Consider the following 18,693-nt stretch of genomic DNA (forward strand, 5'->3'; position numbering starts at 1 on the left):
CGCTCCCACGCGCGTGGGCGGCGTGCGGAGCTCACCGTCCGGCGGGGCTCACTGCCTGGAGGAGGCGACCCTCGTCGTACGTGAGCGCGAACGCGGGCAGTTCGGCCGCGCGTCCGCTGAGGATCACCGTGAGGGTGGGTTCGGCGAAGGCCTCGGGAACGGGGCGCTCGCCGATCCGGCGCAGCGCCTGGGCGGCGACGGCCCCGGCCGAGCCGTGCAGGACGAGGGGTGGCTGTCCGGGGCGCCGCAGGGCCGCACGGATGCGTTCGGCGACCAGCTCGTAATGGGTGCAGCCCAGGACGACGGCCCTTACGTCATCGGGGGTCAGCGCGGCGGCAGCTGCGACGGCCGCGTCGATCGCGGTGTCGTCGGCCCGCTCCACGGCCTCGGCGAGTCCGGGGCAGGGCACCTCGGTGACGGACACTCCGTCGGCGAACTCCCTGATGAGGCCGCGCTGATAGGGGCTGCCGGTCGTGGCGGGCGTGGCCCAGATGGCGACGGGTCCGCCGCCGGCGGCGGCCGGCTTGATCGCGGGAACCGTGCCGATGACCGGCAGGTCCGGTTCGAGGCGGGCGCGCAGGGCGGGCAGGGCATGAACGGACGCCGTGTTGCAGCCGACGATCAGGGCGTCGGGCCGCTGTGCGGCGGCGGCCTCGGCGACGGCGAGGGCGCGCACCGTGAGGTCCTCGGGGGTGCGCGGTCCCCAGGGCATGCCGTCCGGGTCGGAGGAGAGCACGAGATCCGCGTCAGGCCGCAGGCGGCGGACCGCGGCGGCAGCGGGAAGCAGTCCGATTCCGGAGTCCATGAGCGCGATCTTCACCCGGTCACCATAGACGATCCGTCTCGACGGCCCCTTCCAGTGGGGCAGACTGCGAGCGATGAGTGCCGTCGTGTGGACCGCTGCCGGATCACTGGCCGCCTGGCTGTGGCTGCTCCTCGGCCAGGGCTTCTTCTGGCGTACGGACGTGCGCCTGCCGCCGCGCGGGGAGCCGGACGTGTGGCCGTCGGTCTGTGTCGTCGTCCCCGCGCGGGACGAGGCGGCCGTGCTGCCCGTGAGCCTGCCCTCACTGCTGACACAGGACTATCCGGGGCACGCGGAGGTCTTCCTCGTGGACGACGGCAGCGCGGACGGCACGGGGGAACTGGCGCGGGACCTCGCGCGACGGCACGGCGGGCTGCCGCTGACCGTCTCCTCTCCGGGCGAGCCGCCCGCGGGCTGGACGGGCAAGCTCTGGGCCGTACGGCACGGAATCGGGCTGGCACGCGCGCGTGGGCCCGAGTTCCTGTTGCTGACGGACGCGGACATCGCGCACGTCCCGGACAGCCTGCGGGAGTTGGTGGCCGCGGCGCGCACCGGCGGCTTCGACCTGGTGTCGCAGATGGCCCGGCTGCGCGTGGAGCGCCCGTGGGAGCGGCTCGTCGTGCCGGCCTTCGTCTACTTCTTCGCGCAGCTCTACCCGTTCCGCCGGGTCGGCGTGCGGGGCTCGCGGACGGCGGCGGCGGCCGGCGGGTGCGTGCTGCTGCGGACGGACGCCGCCGAGCGCGCCGGTGTCCCGGACGCCATCCGGCAGGCCGTCATCGACGACGTGGCCCTCGCGAAGGCGGTCAAGGGCAGCGGCGGCCACATCTGGCTGGGGCTGGCGGACCGTGTGGACAGTGTGCGTCCGTATCCGCGGCTGCATGACCTGTGGCGCATGGTCTCGCGCAGTGCCTACGCCCAACTGCGGCACAATCCGCTGCTGTTGCTCGGTACGGTGCTCGGCCTCGCCGTGGTCTATCTGGTGCCGCCGGTGGCGTTCGTCGTGGGTCTGGTCACGGGGAGCACGGCGGCGGCGGTCGCCGGAGGGCTCGCGTGGCTGCTGATGGCGGCGACGTACGTGCCGATGCTCCGCTACTACCGGCAGCCGCTCGGGCTGGCTCCGCTGCTGCCGTTCACCGCGCTGCTGTACCTCTTCATGACGGTCGACTCCGCGGTGCAGCACTACCGGGGGCGGGGCGCGGCCTGGAAGGGACGTACGTACGCGCGGCCCGCTCCTGAGCAGCGGTGAGCCGTCCTGTCCTGTTCTCTTCTGCCCACGGTCACTTCCGGCCCGGGGTCCAGTTCATGCCCCAGTTGTAGGCGTGGTCGACCGTGCGCTGCGGGCTGACCCCCCGCTCGGGGACCAGGTAACGGGCCTCGCGGTGGACGACCAGGTCGCCGTTCTGGTGGGTGATCAGGGCGAGCGCGCACACCGTGGAGGGGACCGTGCACTCGTCCAGGGAGAAGTCGACGGCCGCGCCGTGCTGCGGCTGGAGGGTGACCGTGGCGTGCAGGTCGGCGAAGGAGCGGGCGCCTTCGTAGATGGTCACGAAGATGAGGATGCGCCGGAAGGCGTGCTGGTGGTCGAGGTTGATGGTGAGGTTCTCGCCGCTCGTGGCGGCTCCGGTGCGGTCGTCGCCGTCGAGGTGGATGTACGGCGGCTGGTGCAGCGCGCCGAAGGCGTTGCCGAGTGACTGGATCACGCCCTTGCGGCCGTCGGACAGCTCGTAGAGGGCGCACAGGTCGAGGTCGAGATCCGCGTGCATGGCGACCGGCCGGCCCAGTTTGGCGGCCCACCCGGTGAACTGCTTGCGCACCTGCCAGTTCAGGTTCACGCGCATGGCGCCCGATGTTCCGCCCTGCTTGGTCAGGGAGACCGCCGGGGCCGCCTTCGTCAGGGTGACCTTGGTCAGGCGGACCGGGCTCGGGGGCGCGGCGGGCGGTGGAGGGGCGTTCACCGGCGGCGGCACGGTGACGGGCGGGGCCATGGGGGACGGCGTGGTGGCGGGCGGGGCGAGGGGGACCGCCGGCGGCGCGTGGGGCGGTTCGTCGACGGTGATACCGAAGTCCGTCGCCAGTCCTTCGAGCCCGCTGCTGTAACCCTGCCCGACGGCCCGGAACTTCCAGGCGCCCTGGCGGCGGTAGAGCTCGCCCAGGACGAACGCGGTCTCCACGCTCGCGTCGGTGCTGTCATAGCGCGCGACCTCGGTGCCGCTGCGGTCGTCGACCACGCGGATGTACAGGCCCGGCACCTGTCCGAAGGAGCCGCCGTCGGCGGAGGCGGCGAGTACCACGGTCTCGACGGCGGGCTCCACGCGCGCGAGTTCGACGAGCAGGGTGTCGGTCACCTGGCCGCCCGCGGTGCGTTTGCCCTCGTGACGGACCGCGCCCGAGGGGTGCGCGGGCTGGTTGTAGAAGACGAAGTCCGCGTCGGAGCGCACTTTTCCGGAGACCAGCAGGAGCGCCGAGGCGTCCGCGTCGGGCACGGCCGGGCCTGCACGCCAGCCCAGTTCGATGCGTAGCACGGTCGTCGGCACCGCGACATTCGATCCCTTGGGCATTGACATCTTCGCCCCCATGCTTGCCTGCTCACCACCGGGCCGTGCCCTGGGCAGTCCGATCCGTTCGGGCCAAACCTATTCCCTCGGGGTCGTCAACCCCCAGAAGCCGTACAGGAAGAGGCGGAGCCCAACCCGCCGGTAACCCGCCCGGAACTCGGCTTTTACAAGAATGTCGTTGTCGTCGCTGCCCCTTTTCGCCGCGTTCGCTCGCATTGGGGATCCGGAGTCACTGCCCACGCGGAAAACAACCCTCTTATCGGTCTCCCCAACCAGCACATCGTGGGCTTAACTTATGTGCCATGACCTCCCCCCGCTCCTATGGCGGCGGCTACTACTCCGCCTCGTCCTTCGGCGACACGCCCATCTACGACTCTCTCGTGGCCGAGCGGGGCACCCCGCAGATCGCCCCGATCCGGGTCCCCGCGGCGTACGACACGCCGGGCAGCAACCTGCCCGCGCTGCCGTCGGCGCTCCCCGCCCTGCCGGCCGGCCCGTCGCAGTCGGCTCCCTCGTACGGCTATCCGCCGGCCCAGCAGCCCTCGCCGCTGCAGCAGGCGCCGGCGGCGTACGTCCCTCAGCAGGCCGCGGCTCCGCGCGGGTACCCGGGCACGCAGCCGCAGCCGCCGCGCCCGGCGGCGAGCGGCACGGGCTACGAGGCGATGCGCCCGGCGGCTCCGCGCCCGGCGCAGTCCGCCCCGTACCAGGACCCGTACAACGGTCAGCAGTACCGCGGATACTGAGGCGCCCGCGCGGGGCTGTCCGTGCCTGCTGGCAGGATGGCCCCATGGGGAATCCGTCGCTGCACTCGATCCATGTCCACCCGCTGAAGGCGGCCCGGGGCGTCGCGCCCCACGAGGCCGTGGTGGAGCCCTGGGGGCTGGCGGGGGACCGGCGCTGGGTGCTGGTCGACGAGGCGGGCAGGTTCATCTCGCAACGCCCCCATCCGCGCATGGCGCTGGCCGCCGCCGAGCCGATGCCCGGCGGCGGCCTCGTGTTCTCCGCGCCCGGCCGCGAGCCGCTGACCGTCACGGTGCCCGAGCCGGCCGGCACGACCACGGTCGAGATCTGGCGGGACAAGGTGGAGGGGGTCCTCGCCGACTCCGCGGCGCACGCCTGGTTCAGCGACTTCCTGGGGCTCGACGTGCGTCTCGTGCACCTCGACGACCCGGCCACCCGCCGCCCCATCGATCCGGAGTACGCCCGTCCCGGTGAGACCGTCAGCTTCGCCGACGGGTATCCGCTGCTGCTCACCACGCTGGCCTCGCTCGACGCCCTCAACTCCCTGATCGCGCAGGGCGACCACCCCGACGAGGGCCCGCTGCCGATGAACCGGTTCCGGCCGAACGTGGTCGTGTCGGGTACCGGCGCCTGGGCCGAGGACGACTGGCGGCGGATCGCGATCGGCGAGGTCACCTTCCGGGTGGCCAAGATGTGCGGGCGATGCGTGGTGACCACCACCGGCCAGGGCACCGCCGAGCGCGGCCGGGAGCCGCTGCGCACCCTCGGCCGCCATCGCCGGTTCGGCGACAAGCTGGTCTTCGGCCAGAACCTCGTTCCGGAATCCGTCGGTACGGTCCGGATCGGCGACCCGGTGCGCGTCCTCGCATAGGCCCGGCCGGGCCCCGAGCGGGCCGGGCGGCAAGATCTCGTTCCTGGAATCACTTGATGTGGGGAACACCGGCCAGGTTCACGTTCGTTGGGATTTTGTGAGAAGTTCATGAGAGAACTCGGGGAAGGGTGATTTCGCTCTCTCTTCGCCGGGGACCCGCGTGGACGGCTCCAACTGGGGTTACCACGGACGCGGAAGGGGGTGCGGGACGGTGCGGGCAATCGGTGGACTCTGGCGCTGGCGGCACAATCCGCTGCGCCGCACGACGGATCTGGTCGAGGCCTGGCTGGCCCTCGCCGCCCTCGTGCTGATCCTCGTGGCCGCGCCGGTGATCGGCGCCGTCGTCGGGTCCGCCGCGCAGGACGCCCTGCAGCAGTCCGTGAGGGAACAGCGCCAGGCCCGGCACCAGGTGACGGCCACCGTCGTCAAGAAGGCCGGCACCTCGCCCCTGGATCCGGACCCCGAGACGGCGACCGCCCGTGACCGAAGCAGCCGTGTGGTCGCCGACTGGACCGCCCCGGACGGCACCGAGCGGCACGGCACGGTACCGGCGGGCCTCAGAGACCCGCACCCCGGTGATCGCTTCAAGCTGTGGACCGACGAGCAAGGCCGAATAGTGGGCCGCCCACTGGACTCCGCCACGGCCAGGACGCATGCGGTGCTGGCCGGTTTCGGCTCCGCGGTGCTGGTTGTGGGGTGTGTGGAGGGAGCCCGGCGGCTGATCGTCTGGCGCATGGTCCGCCGTAGGTACGCCCGTTGGGATCAGGCATGGGACAAGGCGGGCCCGGACTGGGGCAGGACGGGCACGGGCAGCTGACGGCCTTGCTGCTCTGGTCAACCACCCGTCCTCGCGCACGCTACGGTGGACCGGCCGAACTGTTCGGCAGACGACCCGCGTGCGAGGGAGCCGTCGGGGCTGGAGCGCCCCGAAGGCGAACGAGCCATGAGTACCACGAGGTGGGGGCACAGCAGCGCCATGGCACAGGGCACGGTCCAGGTGACGCACACCGGAACATCGAGGTGGCGGCGCCGCACAGGTGAGTACGCTTCGCTCGCCGCGGCTCTGGAGGCCGCGAGCGACGGCGACGTGCTCACCATCGCTCCCGGTACGTACCGGGAGAATCTCGTGCTGGAGCGGTCCGTGACCCTGCGGGGCCCCGAGGGCTCCCCGGGCTCCGTGCGCATCGCCCCGGTGGACGGGGTGCCGCTGACCGTGCGGGCCTCCGCGGTGGTGCAGGACCTGCACGTGGAGGGCCAGGACTCGGCCGCGCCCGCCCTGCTCGTCGAGAGCGGCGTGCCGGAACTTCTGGACGTGCGGATCGTGACACGGTCCGCGGCCGGCATCGAGGTCCGCGGCGAGGCGCGTCCGACGGTGCGCCGCTGCACGGTCGACAATCCGGCCGGAATCGGCATCGCCGTGGTGGACGGCGGCAGCGGAGTGTTCGAGGAGTGCGAGGTCGTGGCGGCCGGGCAGGCGGCCGTCGCCGTCCGCTCGGGCGCCCACCCGCGCTTCGAGCGCTGCCGGGTGCACCACGCCTCGGGCGTGGGCCTGTCCGCGACCGGTGAGAACTCCTCGCTGGAGGCGGTCGGTTGCGAGGTGTACGAGGTCCGGGGCTCCGGAGTGCAGATCACCGGGCGGGCCACCGCACACCTCACGGACTGCGATGTGCACCGGACCAGCGCGGACGGGGTCACCTTGGACACGGACGCCGTACTCACGCTCGCCGACTGCCGTATCCACGACATCCCGGAGAACGCGATCGACCTGCGCTCCCGCTCCGTACTCACGCTGACACGCACGACCGTACGGCGGTTCGGGCGCAACGGCCTGTCGGTATGGGACCCGGGCACGCGCGTGGACGCGAACCAGTGCGAGATCCACGACAGCACCGGTGACTATCCGGCGGTCTGGGTCAGTGACGGCGCGACGGCCGTGCTGGAGTCGTGCCGCGTGCACGACGTGCCCGACGCCCTGTTCGTCCTGGACCGCGGCTCGCGCGCGGACGTCGTCGACAGCGACCTCTCGCAGGTCCGCAACACGGCCGTGTCCGTCAGCGACGGTGCGACCGCGCAGCTGGACGACTGCCGGATCCGGGAGGCCGCGACGGGCGCCTGGTTCCGTGACCACGGCAGCGGCGGCACGCTGTCCGGCTGCACCGTGGACGGCACGCAGACGGGCGTGATCGTCACCAAGGGCGCCGACCCCACCATCGAGCGCTGCACGGTCACCTCGCCCGCGGAGGCCGGTTTCTACGTCTCGGCCGAGGGCCGCGGCAGCTTCGTGGGCTGCCGGGTGACGGGCAGCGGCGGCTACGGCTTCCACGTGATCGACGGCTGCCGTACGACGCTGCGGAAGTGCCGTACGGAGCGCTGTGCGCGCGGGGGATACGAGTTCGCGGACGGCGGCCCCGGCGACGCGGGCGGCGGGCCCGTGGTGGAGGACTGCACGAGCGACGAGAGCGCCGGGGTGCGGCCTCCGGCGGCCCCGGCGGCGCGGGAGACCGCGGTGCAGACCGCGAGCCAGTCCCCCGGCCTGCTGGGGGCGATCCCCGGCCAGCGCACCACCGAGCAGGAGCCGTTCGTCGCGGCTGCCCCTGAACCCGAGCGGCCCGCACGGACGTCGGAGGACGTGCTGGGCGAACTCGACGCGCTGGTGGGCCTGGACAGCGTCAAACGCGAGGTGCGGGCCCTCACGGACATGATCGAGGTGGGCCGGCGCCGTCAGCAGGCGGGCCTCAAGGCGGCCTCCGCCCGGCGCCACCTGGTCTTCACCGGCTCCCCGGGCACCGGCAAGACGACGGTCGCCCGCCTGTACGGCGAGATCCTTGCCTCCCTGGGCGTCCTGGAGAAGGGGCACCTCGTCGAGGTGTCCCGGGTCGACCTGGTCGGCGAGCACATCGGCTCCACGGCGATCCGCACACAGGAGGCGTTCGACCGGGCGCGCGGCGGAGTGCTGTTCATCGACGAGGCGTACGCGCTGTCACCGGAGGACTCGGGCCGCGACTTCGGGCGTGAGGCCATCGACACACTGGTGAAGCTGATGGAGGACCACCGGGACGCGGTCGTGGTGATCGTCGCGGGTTACACGGCCGAGATGGAACGGTTCCTTTCCATCAACCCCGGTGTCGCGTCCCGTTTCTCACGAACCATCAGGTTCGGTGACTACGGGCCCGAGGAGTTGCTGCGGATCGTCGAGCAGCAGGCCGAGGAGCACGAGTACCGGCTGGGCCCGGGCGCCTCGGAGGCCCTGCTGAAGTACTTCACGACGATCCCCAAGGGGCCGACGTTCGGCAACGGCCGCACCGCGCGCCAGACCTTCGAGGGGATGGTCGAGCGCCACGCGGGCCGCGTCGCGCAGGTCGCCGAGCCGAGCACGGACGACCTCACCCTGCTGTACCCGGAGGACCTGCCGGAGCTGCCCTGACGGCGTGGCACGGCGAGCCCGCCCGGGAAGTGACCGAGCGGACCTGCCATGCCGTCCGCTCGCCGCGGGCCTCACCCTCCGCCGCTACTCCCCGCCGCGCGGTACCGGTACCTCCGGACCGATCCGGTCCAGCAGCCGCTTGCGTTCCGCCGCGAAGGCCGGGTCGGCCTGGTAGTCGGAGTGGCCGAGGATCGGGGCGGGCAGCGGATGAGCCCGGGTTCGGCCGTAGGCGAGGGGGTCCTTGAAGGGCTCGGCGTCGACCCCGGGTCCGCGATCGCCGGGCAGACGCACCGGACCGCCGATGGGATCGGTGAGGCGGTACAGATTGCGCCAGCAGTCGACCTCGCGGTGCAGGGCGTCGAGGGCGTGCGGCCCGAAGTGGGCCGGGAACCAGCGTCCGTACAGCCGCTCCAGCGGTGAGCCGTAGGTGAGCAGCGCGATCCGTTTGCGAACCGACGGCGTCAGCTGCCAGGCGGCGGCCGCCGCGAGGACACTGCCCTGGGAGTGCCCGGAGATCACCAGCCGCCCGCCCGTGGACCGTGTCCACGTCGCCATCCGCCAGGTCAGGTCGGGCACGGCACGCTCGGCGTAGCAGGGCGGTGCGAAGGGGTGGGCGGCGCGCGGCCAGAATGTGCCGACGTCCCACAGGATGCCGATGGTGCGCCGCGCGGAGGCGTCCTTGTAGGCGCGGCGGCCGGACGCGACGAACAGTATGAATCCGAAGCCGATCAGCCAGGACCCGAGGGCCTGCGCGGTGTCGGCGGCTCCCTCCACGAAGGGGTACGTGCCGCGCGCGGCCTCGCCCGGCGCCTTCTCGGTGATCGTCGCGCCCACCAGGGCACCGAGGCCCAGGAGCAGCGTCACGGCCGCGATGATGCCGACCACGAGGGGCGCCCGGTCGGTGAGGGTGGCCATGGCGCGCGTACCGGCGATACGGCGGGTGCGGGCCGTGTCCTGCCGCTCCGGCTCCTCGCCGGACCGGCCGGACGGCTCCTTCCCCGCCCGCAGCCCGTACTCCCCCTCCACGACGTCGAGTTCGCCGCGTCTGAGGACCCAGGTCCGCCACGCCAGCCAGCCGACGAGCAGCAGGACGACCAGCAGCAGCGGGGGGATGACGGACGCCTGCCAGGTCAGCAGCACCGGCGGGCCCAGGAACGCGTTGCCGCCGCCGTCCAGCCAGTCGGCGACGCGCTGGGCCACCCCGCCGGACATCACTCCGCCGAGGGCGCACGCGAGCATGGCGACGGCCGGTCCGGCCAGGCCGCGCATCGCGGTACGGGAGTCGGGGTGGGAGCGGTACAGGGTGTGGGCCACCACGGCGAGCACGATCACGAGCAGCCCCTGGACGAAGGCGATCCCACCGAACGTCATGTCGCCCGGCAGCCGCCCCCGCGACTGCCACTCGGGGCGCGACCAGCCCGCGTACAGCATGGCGAGGGCCAGCACGACGAGGGAGGCCAGGGGCAGCCCGCGCACCAGGTTGCGGTCCAGCTCCCTGTCCAGGCGGTTCTCGCTGCGGCCCCGCCGGCACACCACCCACACCACGACGACCGCACCCGCCACGAGCAGCGCGTTCACCAGCAGGCCCAGGCTCTCCAGCAGGACGGGCCCGCCGGGACCGCGGTCATGACGGGCCGCGGAGGCGCCGACGGCCGCCGCGACCGTCAGGAAGCCGGCCGCCGTGTGCGCGGCACGCAGCCGGGCCACCAGACGGCGCCCGTACCAGAAGCCGGGGCGGCCGAGCGCGGTGCGGCCTGTGGTGGCGTCGTCGTCGGGTTCTGTCTCGCGGTTCATCGGCTTCTGGGACTCGTACGCGCTCCAGGTGCGGTGGGACAGGTACCACAACAGTCCGGTGAGCGCGGCGGGCACCAGGGAGGCCAGAGCGAGACGGCGACCGGGCTGGCTCCACCAGCCGTCGCCGGACGCCTCGGGCGACAGGAAGCCCAGCCACGCATGGTGCTCGGCACACGCCGGGGTGCCCGCGCACTGCCAGGCGGTCAGGTCGAGGGCGACCTCGCAGGCGGCGGCGACGAGCAGCACGGTCAGGGTCAGTCCGGCCAGCCGGACGAGCAGGCCGTACAGGCGGACGGCACGCCGTCGGCCCTGAGCCGTCGGGCGCATCCAGTGGGCCAGGTTGACCACCATGAACGGCAGCAGCAACAGCCACAGGGCGCGGGAGCCGTTTCCGGAGGTCAGGTTGCACCAGACGTACGCCTCGGGCACCGGTTTGCCGCGGTGGTCCTCGGGGGTGTCCTCCGCGTCGGCGTCGTCGACGCGCCGGAAGACGGCCGCGGTGCCGTCGCCGGTGACCCGCACGGTCCGCGGATCGTTCAGCATCTCCTCGGGCGTGGTGCCGCCCACGCCGTGCACCAGCAGTTCGAGGGCCGCTCCGGCGGGCCCGGCCGGCCGGTCCGGTCCGTGGTGCTCCCCCGTCGGGGCGTGCTCGGTCGCACTCGCCACTGTTCTGCCCTTCCCCCGTGATACGCCGATGGCAGGTGTGATGTGCAGGCACATGATCTCCGCTCCGGACACGGCGTACACCCGAGGACACGGAATCTCCCCCGAACCGGGCACGATCGGGGCCCGGAATCGCACAGCGTGACGTGTTCACATCGGTACCGGCAGGGGCGCCCGCGGTGCGGGAGCGTGCGAGTATGGGACGTCCTCGGGAAGAGCGACGGGGAGAATGTGCTCGTCGGAGGGGGTATGAAGGCGTGATGGGGCGAAAGGACCGGAGCGGGCGTGAGTGACAACCAGAACCTCCTCGCGGAGCAGCGTCGCGCCCTGATCCTCGACGAGGTGCGGCGGCGCGGCGGGGTCCGGGTCAACGAGCTGACGCGCAAGCTCGGCGTGTCCGACATGACGGTCCGCCGGGACCTCGACGCGCTGGCGCGCCAGGGCGCGGTGGAGAAGGTGCACGGCGGCGCGGTGCCGGTGGCCGAGGCGAGCACGCACGAGCCGGGCTTCGAGGCCAAGTCGGGGCTGGAGCTGACCGCCAAGGAGGACATCGCCCGGGCCGCGGCCGAACTGGTCTCGCCCGGTACGGCGATCGCGCTCTCCGGTGGCACGACGACGTACGCGCTGGCCCACCGGCTGCTCGACGTGCCGGACCTGACCGTGGTCACCAACTCGGTGCGCGTGGCCGATGTCTTCCATGCCTCACAGCGCAGTTCGGGACAGCGCCAGGGCGCGGCCACCGTCGTACTGACCGGCGGGGTGCGGACCCCCTCCGACTCGCTCGTGGGGCCGGTGGCCGACCAGGCGATCGCGGCGCTCCACTTCGACGTGCTGTTCCTGGGGGTGCACGGGATATCGGTCGAGGCGGGCCTGTCCACGCCGAACCTGGCGGAGGCCGAGACGAACCGGCGGCTGGTGCAGTCCGCACGACGCGTCGTCGTGGTGGCCGACCACACCAAGTGGGGCACGGTGGGCTTGAGTTCGTTCGCGTCCCTGGAGCAGGTCGACACCCTGGTCACCGACGCCGGGCTGCCGGCGGGGGCCCGCGCGGAGATCTCGGAGCACCTCAGGGAGCTGGTGGTCGCGGGTGAGTCCGGGGAGGACGGTTCAGACATCTGACGGGCCGCCGGCCAGGGACGGGCCCTAACCGCGGTCGTGGAGGGTGTCGAGTTGTTCCTGGACGTTTTCGGCTTCCGGGGTGCGTTGTTGCGCCTGGTAGAGGGCGAGGGCCTGCTGCCAGGCGTCGCGGGCGTGACCGTACCGGCCGAGAGCGTGGTGGGTCTCGCCGATGCATGACAGGGCGTTCGCCTCCTCGTAGGTATCGTTGAGCAGACGGCGCAGAGCCAGTGCCTGGCCGTAGTGCTCCAGGGCGAGTTCCAGGTCTCCGCAGCGGCGGGCGGTGTAGCCGAGGCTGTCGAGGGTGGCGGCTTCGCCTTCGCGGTAACCGACCTCGCGGCACAGCACGAGGGCCTCCTGGCAGCGGGCGCGGGCCTGTTCGTAGGCGCCGAGCCTGGCCTGGAACCAGCCCACCGTGTTGGAGGCGTTCGCCTCCCACACCGTGTCCTTCAGTTGCCGGTAGATCCGCAGTGACCGCTCGGCGTGGTGCAGGGCCTGCCGGTCGTCGCCGGTCTGCTGCCAGGCCTGCGCGAGGGCTTGATGGGTGTGGCCCTGGTTGAGGAGGTCGCCGGCGTCCTGGAACAGGGTGAGCGCGCGCCGCAGATGGTCCCGCGCCGTGTCGTCCTCGCCGACCCGCAGGTGCGCCGCACTGACCCGTCGGTGGGCCAGGGCGCGGGCGCCCGGATCGCCGAGCCGTTCCGCGGCGAGGAGGCCGGATCGCCAGACGACGAGGTGGTCGTGGATACGGCCGCGGCGCCACAGGAAGGTGTCCACCGACCAGGCCAACTGCCAGGCCCTGCCGTACCAGCCCCGCGTCATGGCGGAGGTCTGCGCGGCGAGTACGCAGGCGTACTCGGACTCGAACCACGCCATCGCCGCCTCCGGCCCGTCCGGTGTGTACGGCGCGCTGCCCTCCGCGGGGGCTTCCGCCTCGGTGGGCACGGCGTGCGGGTCGAGTATGGCTTCGCCGGCGCGGGCTGTGTGGACGTAGAAGTCCACCAGCCTCAGCAGCGCCTCGTCGTTGTCGCCCGCCGGGTTCCCCCGCGCCTGTTCGGCTGCGTAGAGCCGGGTCAGGTCGTGCATGCGGTAGCGGCCCGGGGTGTGTTCCTGGACCAGGTGGGCGGCCCGCAGTCTGCGCAGGAGCGCGCGGGCCCGCGCGGTGGGGAGGGCGGTGAGACCGGCGGTGGCGGACAGGCTGATGTCGGGGCCTGGTGCGAGGCCGAGCAGGGCGAACCCGCGGGCGCTGTCGGGGTCGAGGGCGTGGTAGGAGGAGGCGAAGACCGCGCGCAGGTCGGCGGTGATGTCGCCGGTGTCCAGGGCGTCGAGCCGGGTCTGGGTCTCGTGGAGTTCCTCGGCCAGGACCGCCAGGGGCAGGTCGGGGTTCGTGGTGGCGCGGGCGGCCAGGATGCTGATCGCCAGGGGCAGCCCCGCGCAGTGTTCCAGCAGGGTGGCGACTGCTTCGGGCTCGGCGCCCGCTCGTGCGGTGCCCAGGTGGCGGGTGAGCAGTTGGTGGGCCTCGCTGTCGGTGAGCACGTCCAGGGTGAGGGAGCGGGCGCCGTGGGCGGTGGACAGGCCGGTGAGCAGGGATCGGCTGGTGACCAGGACCGTGCAGGTGGGGCTGCCGGGCAGCAGGGGAACGACCTGGGTGGTGTCGCGGGCGTCGTCCAGCACGATCAGCATGCGCTTGCCCGCGGTCAGACTGCGGTAGAGCGCGGTCTGCACGTCGGGCTCCGCGGGGATCCGGGAGGGGTCGGTGCCGAGGGCGCCGAGGAAGCCGCGCAGTGCCGTGTGGGGTGGGACCGGTTCGCCGGTGGGGTCGAAGCCGCGCAGGTTGGCGTAGAGCTCGCCGTCGGGGAACCGGTCCTGCTGCTGGTGGGCCCAGTGCAGGGCGAGCCAGGTCTTGCCGATGCCGCCGGATCCGTCTATCGCGGAGATCACCACCGCGCGGTCCTGCTCGCTGTGGGGGTCCAGCAGGCCGTCGAGGAGCGCGAGTTCGGGTGCGCGCCCGGTGAACCACCGTGGTGCGGCGGGCAGTTGGCGCGGCACGACAGGGGCCCGGGTCTTCGGGCTGCCGGGGGCGGCTTCGCCACCGGCCACCGGGACCGCGGTGGGGGCGCCGCCGGGGGTGTCGATCGCCGGGTCGCCGGCGAGGACGCTCTGGTGGAGTCGGCGCAGTTCGGGCCCCGGGTCGCTGCCCAGTTCCTCGGCGAGGGCGCGCCGGACCCGCTCGAAGCAGCGCAGGGCGTCGGCCGTGCGGCCGCTGCGGTAGAGCGCCAGCATGTACTGTGCGGCGAGGCGCTCGTCCAGCGGATGGCTCCTGTGGCGCTCGGTCAGCTCGGTCAGCAGCGCGCCGTGGTGACCGCGGCGCAACTGGACGTCGTTGCGGTCGAGTCGGCAGGCGTGCAGCTCCCGCAGCAGCGACTCCCGCAGCGAGTTGAACCACGGTGTGTCCACCCCGGCGAACGGTTCGTCCCGCCACAGCCCCAGCGCCCGCTCGAACAGGGCCGCGGCTCGGCCGTCGTCATCGTCGTCGTGGGTGGCGGCGGCGCGGGCCTGCCCGGCCAGGTCGCGGAAGACATGCATGTCCACCAGGCCCGGAGCGGTGACCAGCGCATACCCGCCCGAGCGCCGTTCGATGGAGGTCGTGCCGGCCAGGGGCGGGTCAGCCGCCGTGCCCAGCGCCTGCCGCAGCCGGGACAGGTAGCTGTACAGCGTCGCCTTGACGCGCTGCGGCGGGCGGTCCCCCCACACCCGGTCGACCAGGCCGTCCACCGGCACCGTGCGGCCCAGGTCCACCAGCAGTGCCGCGAGTACACAGCGCTGCCTGGCCGGGCCCAGGTCCACGGCGATGCCGTCCCTGTGCGCCTGAATCTCTCCGAGCACGCCGAAAGCGATCGTCACCGCGCCCCCCAGTCCCCCTGTGCCGCGCTCGATTCGAGCCCCAGTCTTGGCCCAACCCGTCCCACCAGCCAATTCAAGATCTGGCCAAGATTGGTCCCCGGGGGGGCACCCACGGCCACCAAACGGATGGCGGCCGCTGCGGGTGACCCGCGGTGCCTCGCGTCCCTACGGGGCGGGCCACATTCCCGTCCGCAACAACGACTCGATCGCCGCCTCGTACCGCCCGATGTCCAGTCCCTGCTCGGCCAGCCAGGCATCCGAGTAGTACTTGTCCAGGTAGCGGTCCCCGGGATCGCAGAGCAACGTCACCACGCTGCCCCGGCGTCCCTCGGCCACCATCTCCGCCACGATCTTCAGGGCGCTCCACAGGCCGGTGCCCGTGGAACCGCCCGCCTTGCGGCCGATGGCCGCCTCCAGGGCCCGTACGGCCGCGACGCTCGCCGCGTCCGGGACCTTCATCATCCGGTCGATGGCACCGGGCACGAAGCTGGGCTCCATGCGCGGGCGGCCGATGCCCTCGATGCGGGAGCCGCGGTCGCAGGTGACGTCCGGGTCGCCGGTGGTCCAGCCCTCGAAGAAGCAGGAGTTCTCCGGGTCGGCGACGCAGACGCGGGTGTCGTACTGCATGTAGTGGACGTAGCGCGCGATGGTCGCCGAGGTGCCGCCGGTACCGGCCGTGGCGACGATCCACGTGGGTTCCGGGAAGCGCTCCAACTCCAGCTGGCGGAAGATGGATTCGGCGATGTTGTTGTTGCCGCGCCAGTCCGTGGCCCGTTCGGCGTAGGTGAACTGGTCCATGTAGTGGCCGCCGGTCGCGGCCGCGAGCGCGGCGGACGCCTCGTACATCGTCCGGGGGTCGTCCACGAAGTGACATCGTCCGCCGTGGAACTCGATCAGCCGGCACTTCTCGGCGCTGGTCGTGCGGGGCATGACGGCGATGAAGGGCACGCCGATGAGCCCCGCGAAGTACGCCTCGGAGACGGCCGTCGAGCCGCTGGACGCCTCGATCACCGGGCGGTCCGGCCGGATCCAGCCGTTGCACAGGCCGTAGAGGAAGAGGGAGCGGGCCAGGCGGTGCTTGAGGCTGCCCGTGGGGTGGGTCGACTCGTCCTTCAGGTACAGGTCGATGCCCCAGTGCTCCGGAAGGGGGAAGGAGAGCAGGTGGGTGTCGGCCGAACGCTGGGCGTCGGCCTGAACCCTGCGGACGGCCTCCTTGAGCCACGCCCGGTACTCCGCGTCGCTGTGGTCGGCGTCAAGGGTGTTGACGGACTCACCGGTCGTAGTGGGGTGGGGAATGCTCACGGCGGGCTCCTTCCGCGTCGCGCCGACGGCGGGTCGCGCGGTCGGACGCCCTGATCATAGACAGCAGGAGCGCGCTCCTCACCTGCATAAACGCCCCTTTGAGCAGCTCAAAGCGCCCCTGTGGCAGGGGGTGCGCGGGCGCATGGGGGCGCATGCACCAAGTGCTCCCCCACTCGCACCCCCGCCGCACCCTACGCACTGGTGCTCGACGCGGCAGACGTGCAGACTGCACCGCATGGCCGAGTTGGCCGGACGGGGATGCACACTCGAACGGGGCACGCACAATGGTCACGAACCAGGCGGGTTCGTGACAGGGCAGAGCCGACACGCACGAGGGGGCGGGAAGCATGGCGGAGCAGGAGTTCACGGCCAGGGGGGTGCGGATCGAGAAGAGGCTGCGCTCACTGACACGCGCCGGGCAGGTGCGGATCAAGGACGGCCGGCTGCAGTTGCTGACCAGCTACGGCAGCGAGATCGACAGCGCGCCGGTACAGGCGGTGCGCGCGTCCAAGCCCTGGTTCGCCCATGAGGACCGTGCGTTGGCCGATGTGAACGGCACGCGTTACACACTGACCCTCGGTGAGACCGATCCCGCTCCGGGGAAGCCCGGCCCGCCCTCGGCCCGCCGGTTCATCGAGGCGGTACGCAAGGCCGCGGGGCGCGGCGGCTGAGGACCGCGAGTTGCGGAACCCCCCTCCCTGAGTCACGCTGTTCTCACGTCACTCTGGGTTTACCGGCGATAACGCTGCGAACCAGCCGCCGGTCACGACCGCGGACGGCCGTCGTACGCAGCCACACCGCGCCAAGAGATGCGACCGCCGTGCGCGGTCGCCCGCAGCAGGCGGCGATTGTCCCGCAGCCACCTCGCTGGATCCGTTCTCCGTCTTCTTCCGGACCTCAATTCGGGGAGTCGCAGCCGTGATCAGCAAGCCAAGCAGGCACTGCACGGTGGAGCTCCAAGCCCTGCCGTCGCGGATCGGCCAGGTCCGCAGAATCGTCTCTGCGCAATTGCGCTACTGGCACCTGGATTTCTTGATCGACCGGGCGGCACTCGGAGTGACCGAGCTGCTGACCAACGTCCACCGGCACGCAGAGCCGGACAAGCTGTGCACCGTGGAGATCGAACTGCTGCTCGACCGGCTGACGGTCTCGGTGCGTGACAACGACCCGCGCCTTCCCGTGGTGCAGGACGCGGAGCTCTTCGCCACGTGCGGCCGCGGCCTCGCGATGGTCGCCGCGGTGAGCGAGAGCTGGGGTGCCCGACCGCACGAGGAGTCGGGCAAAGTCGTGTGGTTCACCCTTCCGGCCCACTCGGAGCCGGTGGCGGCGCCGAAGCGCTCGCGGTACGTCACGGGCCACCGGCCCGCCGCCCGCAGGCGCGGCAGGGCCGAACATGCTCCCGCCCGGTCCGCCGTCGCAGGCTGACCGGGCGGTGACCGGGTGACCGTCGTCGCACAGCCGACGCGGCGGCGGTCACCTCTCACTCGGTGGCGATGACACGCCACTTGGCGGCGACGACAGGCTCACCCTGCCCAGGGCCCGCAAGGCCGGGTGAACTCCGTTCACCCCTTCCCCGTGCGGCCGAAGTGCTCGTCCAGGACGGACACCCGGCGCCAGTACTCGTCCTCGTCGATCTCGCCGGAGGCGAAGCGGCGGCCGAGGACCGCCATCGGCGAGTCGGGCGAGTCGACGGACGGACGGGAGCCGCCCATCGCACGCCAGGGTCCTTGCCGGCCGCTCCAGACGGTGCGGCGGAGGACGGTCACGGCGCCGACGACGACGGCCGCCCAGACCAGCGGGAAGAACAGGATCCACGGGCCGGGCCCGCCGTCCCAGTGCGCAAGGGTCTGCATCTCGAACTCATCTCCTCCGAGTCTCTGGCTGCCTCTCAGGGCCTCTGGGCCTGTGGGGCCACCGGGGCCCGTTTTCCGGGATGCCTTGAGACTCGCGCAGGCAGGGGGCCCGGGTCGTCGTACGGCCGGCGGCCGCGCGCGTACCCCGCGGGGAGTAGTCGGGGCCGCGGCGCCTGCTCCGCCGACACCGGATCTTGTTGAGAGTGCAAGTGTCGTCCAGCGTGTGACCCTCCTGCGACGCGCCGCACGACCGCACCATCCGATTCGAGGCACCCCACTCCGGCCGCCACCCGGTATCCGGAGCCGAGAACCTGGAGGCATCATGCGTCTTCGCCCCACCCCCCACATCACCCGCGTCTCAGCCCTGGCCGGCCGGTCTCGCCGCCGCCGGCTCACTGGCGCTCTCCGCGCCCGCTTCCGCGTCCGCGTCCGGTGACGTCTCCGCCACCTTGCGGGTCACCGTCACGAGCGGCGACTCCGTGTACACCCAGATCAACGGCGACTACACCTGCTACCGGGACTTCACGGTCGGCACGGCGAAGGACATCCCCGTGTCGGTGGCCGAGGGACAGTGGATCCAGGTCTTCAGCAGCAACGACTGCTACGACAGCCTCACCATCGGCGGGACCTACGTCGAGCGTGACGGCCAGGTGATCGAGCTCAGCCTCTGA

The 18,693-nt window shown here is 72.4% G+C and carries 15 protein-coding genes; 9 read left to right on the top strand and 6 right to left on the bottom strand.

Going from position 1 to position 18,693, the window contains the following annotated elements; translation table 11 throughout:
• Positions 1 to 31: 31 nt before the first annotated feature.
• Entirely contained in the window at positions 32 to 805 is a 774-nt protein-coding gene (locus IE262_RS02765; protein WP_166681554.1) for a glutamate racemase, read from the bottom strand.
• A gap of 73 nt (positions 806 to 878) precedes the next feature.
• Here IE262_RS02765 and IE262_RS02770 point away from each other — a divergent pair, with 73 nt between their 5' ends.
• Complete coding sequence (locus IE262_RS02770) at positions 879 to 2,048, top strand: glycosyltransferase (protein ID WP_189870994.1); 1,170 nt, start codon at positions 879 to 881, stop codon at positions 2,046 to 2,048.
• Positions 2,049 to 2,079: 31 nt separating this feature from the next.
• Here IE262_RS02770 and IE262_RS02775 read toward each other — a convergent pair whose 3' ends face one another.
• A complete protein-coding gene (locus IE262_RS02775) occupies positions 2,080 to 3,360 on the bottom strand; it encodes a TerD family protein (protein WP_189870996.1) in 1,281 nt (426 codons plus the stop codon).
• A gap of 299 nt (positions 3,361 to 3,659) precedes the next feature.
• Between IE262_RS02775 and IE262_RS02780 the strand changes: the two genes are divergently transcribed.
• The 4 genes from IE262_RS02780 (at position 3,660) to IE262_RS02795 (ending at position 8,393) form a co-directional block, all read left to right on the top strand.
• A complete protein-coding gene (locus IE262_RS02780) occupies positions 3,660 to 4,100 on the top strand; it encodes a DUF6643 family protein (protein WP_134030349.1) in 441 nt (146 codons plus the stop codon).
• A 44-nt stretch (positions 4,101 to 4,144) separates the two neighbouring features.
• Complete coding sequence (locus tag IE262_RS02785; RefSeq protein WP_189870999.1) at positions 4,145 to 4,969, top strand: MOSC domain-containing protein; 825 nt, start codon at positions 4,145 to 4,147, stop codon at positions 4,967 to 4,969.
• Positions 4,970 to 5,180: 211 nt separating this feature from the next.
• Positions 5,181 to 5,786 carry an Rv1733c family protein gene (locus IE262_RS02790; protein WP_189871001.1) on the top strand — a complete coding sequence of 202 codons (606 nt, stop codon included), beginning with the start codon at positions 5,181 to 5,183 and terminating at the stop codon, positions 5,784 to 5,786.
• A gap of 159 nt (positions 5,787 to 5,945) precedes the next feature.
• Entirely contained in the window at positions 5,946 to 8,393 is a 2,448-nt protein-coding gene (locus IE262_RS02795) for a right-handed parallel beta-helix repeat-containing protein (RefSeq protein ID WP_166681555.1), read from the top strand.
• 84 nt (positions 8,394 to 8,477) lie between these two features.
• Here the strand turns inward: IE262_RS02795 and IE262_RS02800 are convergent, their stop codons facing one another.
• Positions 8,478 to 10,730 carry a hypothetical protein gene (locus IE262_RS02800; RefSeq protein ID WP_189871617.1) on the bottom strand — a complete coding sequence of 751 codons (2,253 nt, stop codon included), beginning with the start codon at positions 10,728 to 10,730 and terminating at the stop codon, positions 8,478 to 8,480.
• A 405-nt stretch (positions 10,731 to 11,135) separates the two neighbouring features.
• Between IE262_RS02800 and IE262_RS02805 the strand changes: the two genes are divergently transcribed.
• Positions 11,136 to 11,969 carry a DeoR/GlpR family DNA-binding transcription regulator gene (locus IE262_RS02805; protein WP_189871003.1) on the top strand — a complete coding sequence of 278 codons (834 nt, stop codon included), beginning with the start codon at positions 11,136 to 11,138 and terminating at the stop codon, positions 11,967 to 11,969.
• A gap of 24 nt (positions 11,970 to 11,993) precedes the next feature.
• Here IE262_RS02805 and IE262_RS02810 read toward each other — a convergent pair whose 3' ends face one another.
• Both IE262_RS02810 and IE262_RS02815 read right to left on the bottom strand, forming a co-directional pair.
• Positions 11,994 to 14,867 carry an AfsR/SARP family transcriptional regulator gene (locus IE262_RS02810; RefSeq protein ID WP_189871005.1) on the bottom strand — a complete coding sequence of 958 codons (2,874 nt, stop codon included), beginning with the start codon at positions 14,865 to 14,867 and terminating at the stop codon, positions 11,994 to 11,996.
• 165 nt (positions 14,868 to 15,032) lie between these two features.
• A complete protein-coding gene (locus tag IE262_RS02815; RefSeq protein ID WP_189871007.1) occupies positions 15,033 to 16,169 on the bottom strand; it encodes a PLP-dependent cysteine synthase family protein in 1,137 nt (378 codons plus the stop codon).
• A 347-nt stretch (positions 16,170 to 16,516) separates the two neighbouring features.
• On the opposite strand from IE262_RS02815, the gene IE262_RS02820 reads away from it, so the two are divergent.
• Positions 16,517 to 16,840: a hypothetical protein gene (locus tag IE262_RS02820; protein ID WP_134030365.1), complete on the top strand. Its 324-nt coding sequence runs from the start codon at positions 16,517 to 16,519 to the stop codon at positions 16,838 to 16,840.
• A 247-nt stretch (positions 16,841 to 17,087) separates the two neighbouring features.
• Positions 17,088 to 17,594: an ATP-binding protein gene (locus IE262_RS02825; RefSeq protein WP_134030368.1), complete on the top strand. Its 507-nt coding sequence runs from the start codon at positions 17,088 to 17,090 to the stop codon at positions 17,592 to 17,594.
• A gap of 137 nt (positions 17,595 to 17,731) precedes the next feature.
• Here the strand turns inward: IE262_RS02825 and IE262_RS02830 are convergent, their stop codons facing one another.
• Positions 17,732 to 18,022, bottom strand: a complete 291-nt coding sequence (locus IE262_RS02830) for an SHOCT domain-containing protein (RefSeq protein WP_189871009.1) — start codon at positions 18,020 to 18,022, stop codon at positions 17,732 to 17,734.
• Between the two features lie 479 nt (positions 18,023 to 18,501).
• Between IE262_RS02830 and IE262_RS02835 the strand changes: the two genes are divergently transcribed.
• Positions 18,502 to 18,693, top strand: a complete 192-nt coding sequence (locus tag IE262_RS02835) for a hypothetical protein (protein WP_189871011.1) — start codon at positions 18,502 to 18,504, stop codon at positions 18,691 to 18,693.

The sequence above is a fragment of the Streptomyces bluensis genome, assembly GCF_014650715.1.
Classification (GTDB): Bacteria; Actinomycetota; Actinomycetes; order Streptomycetales; family Streptomycetaceae; genus Streptomyces; species Streptomyces bluensis.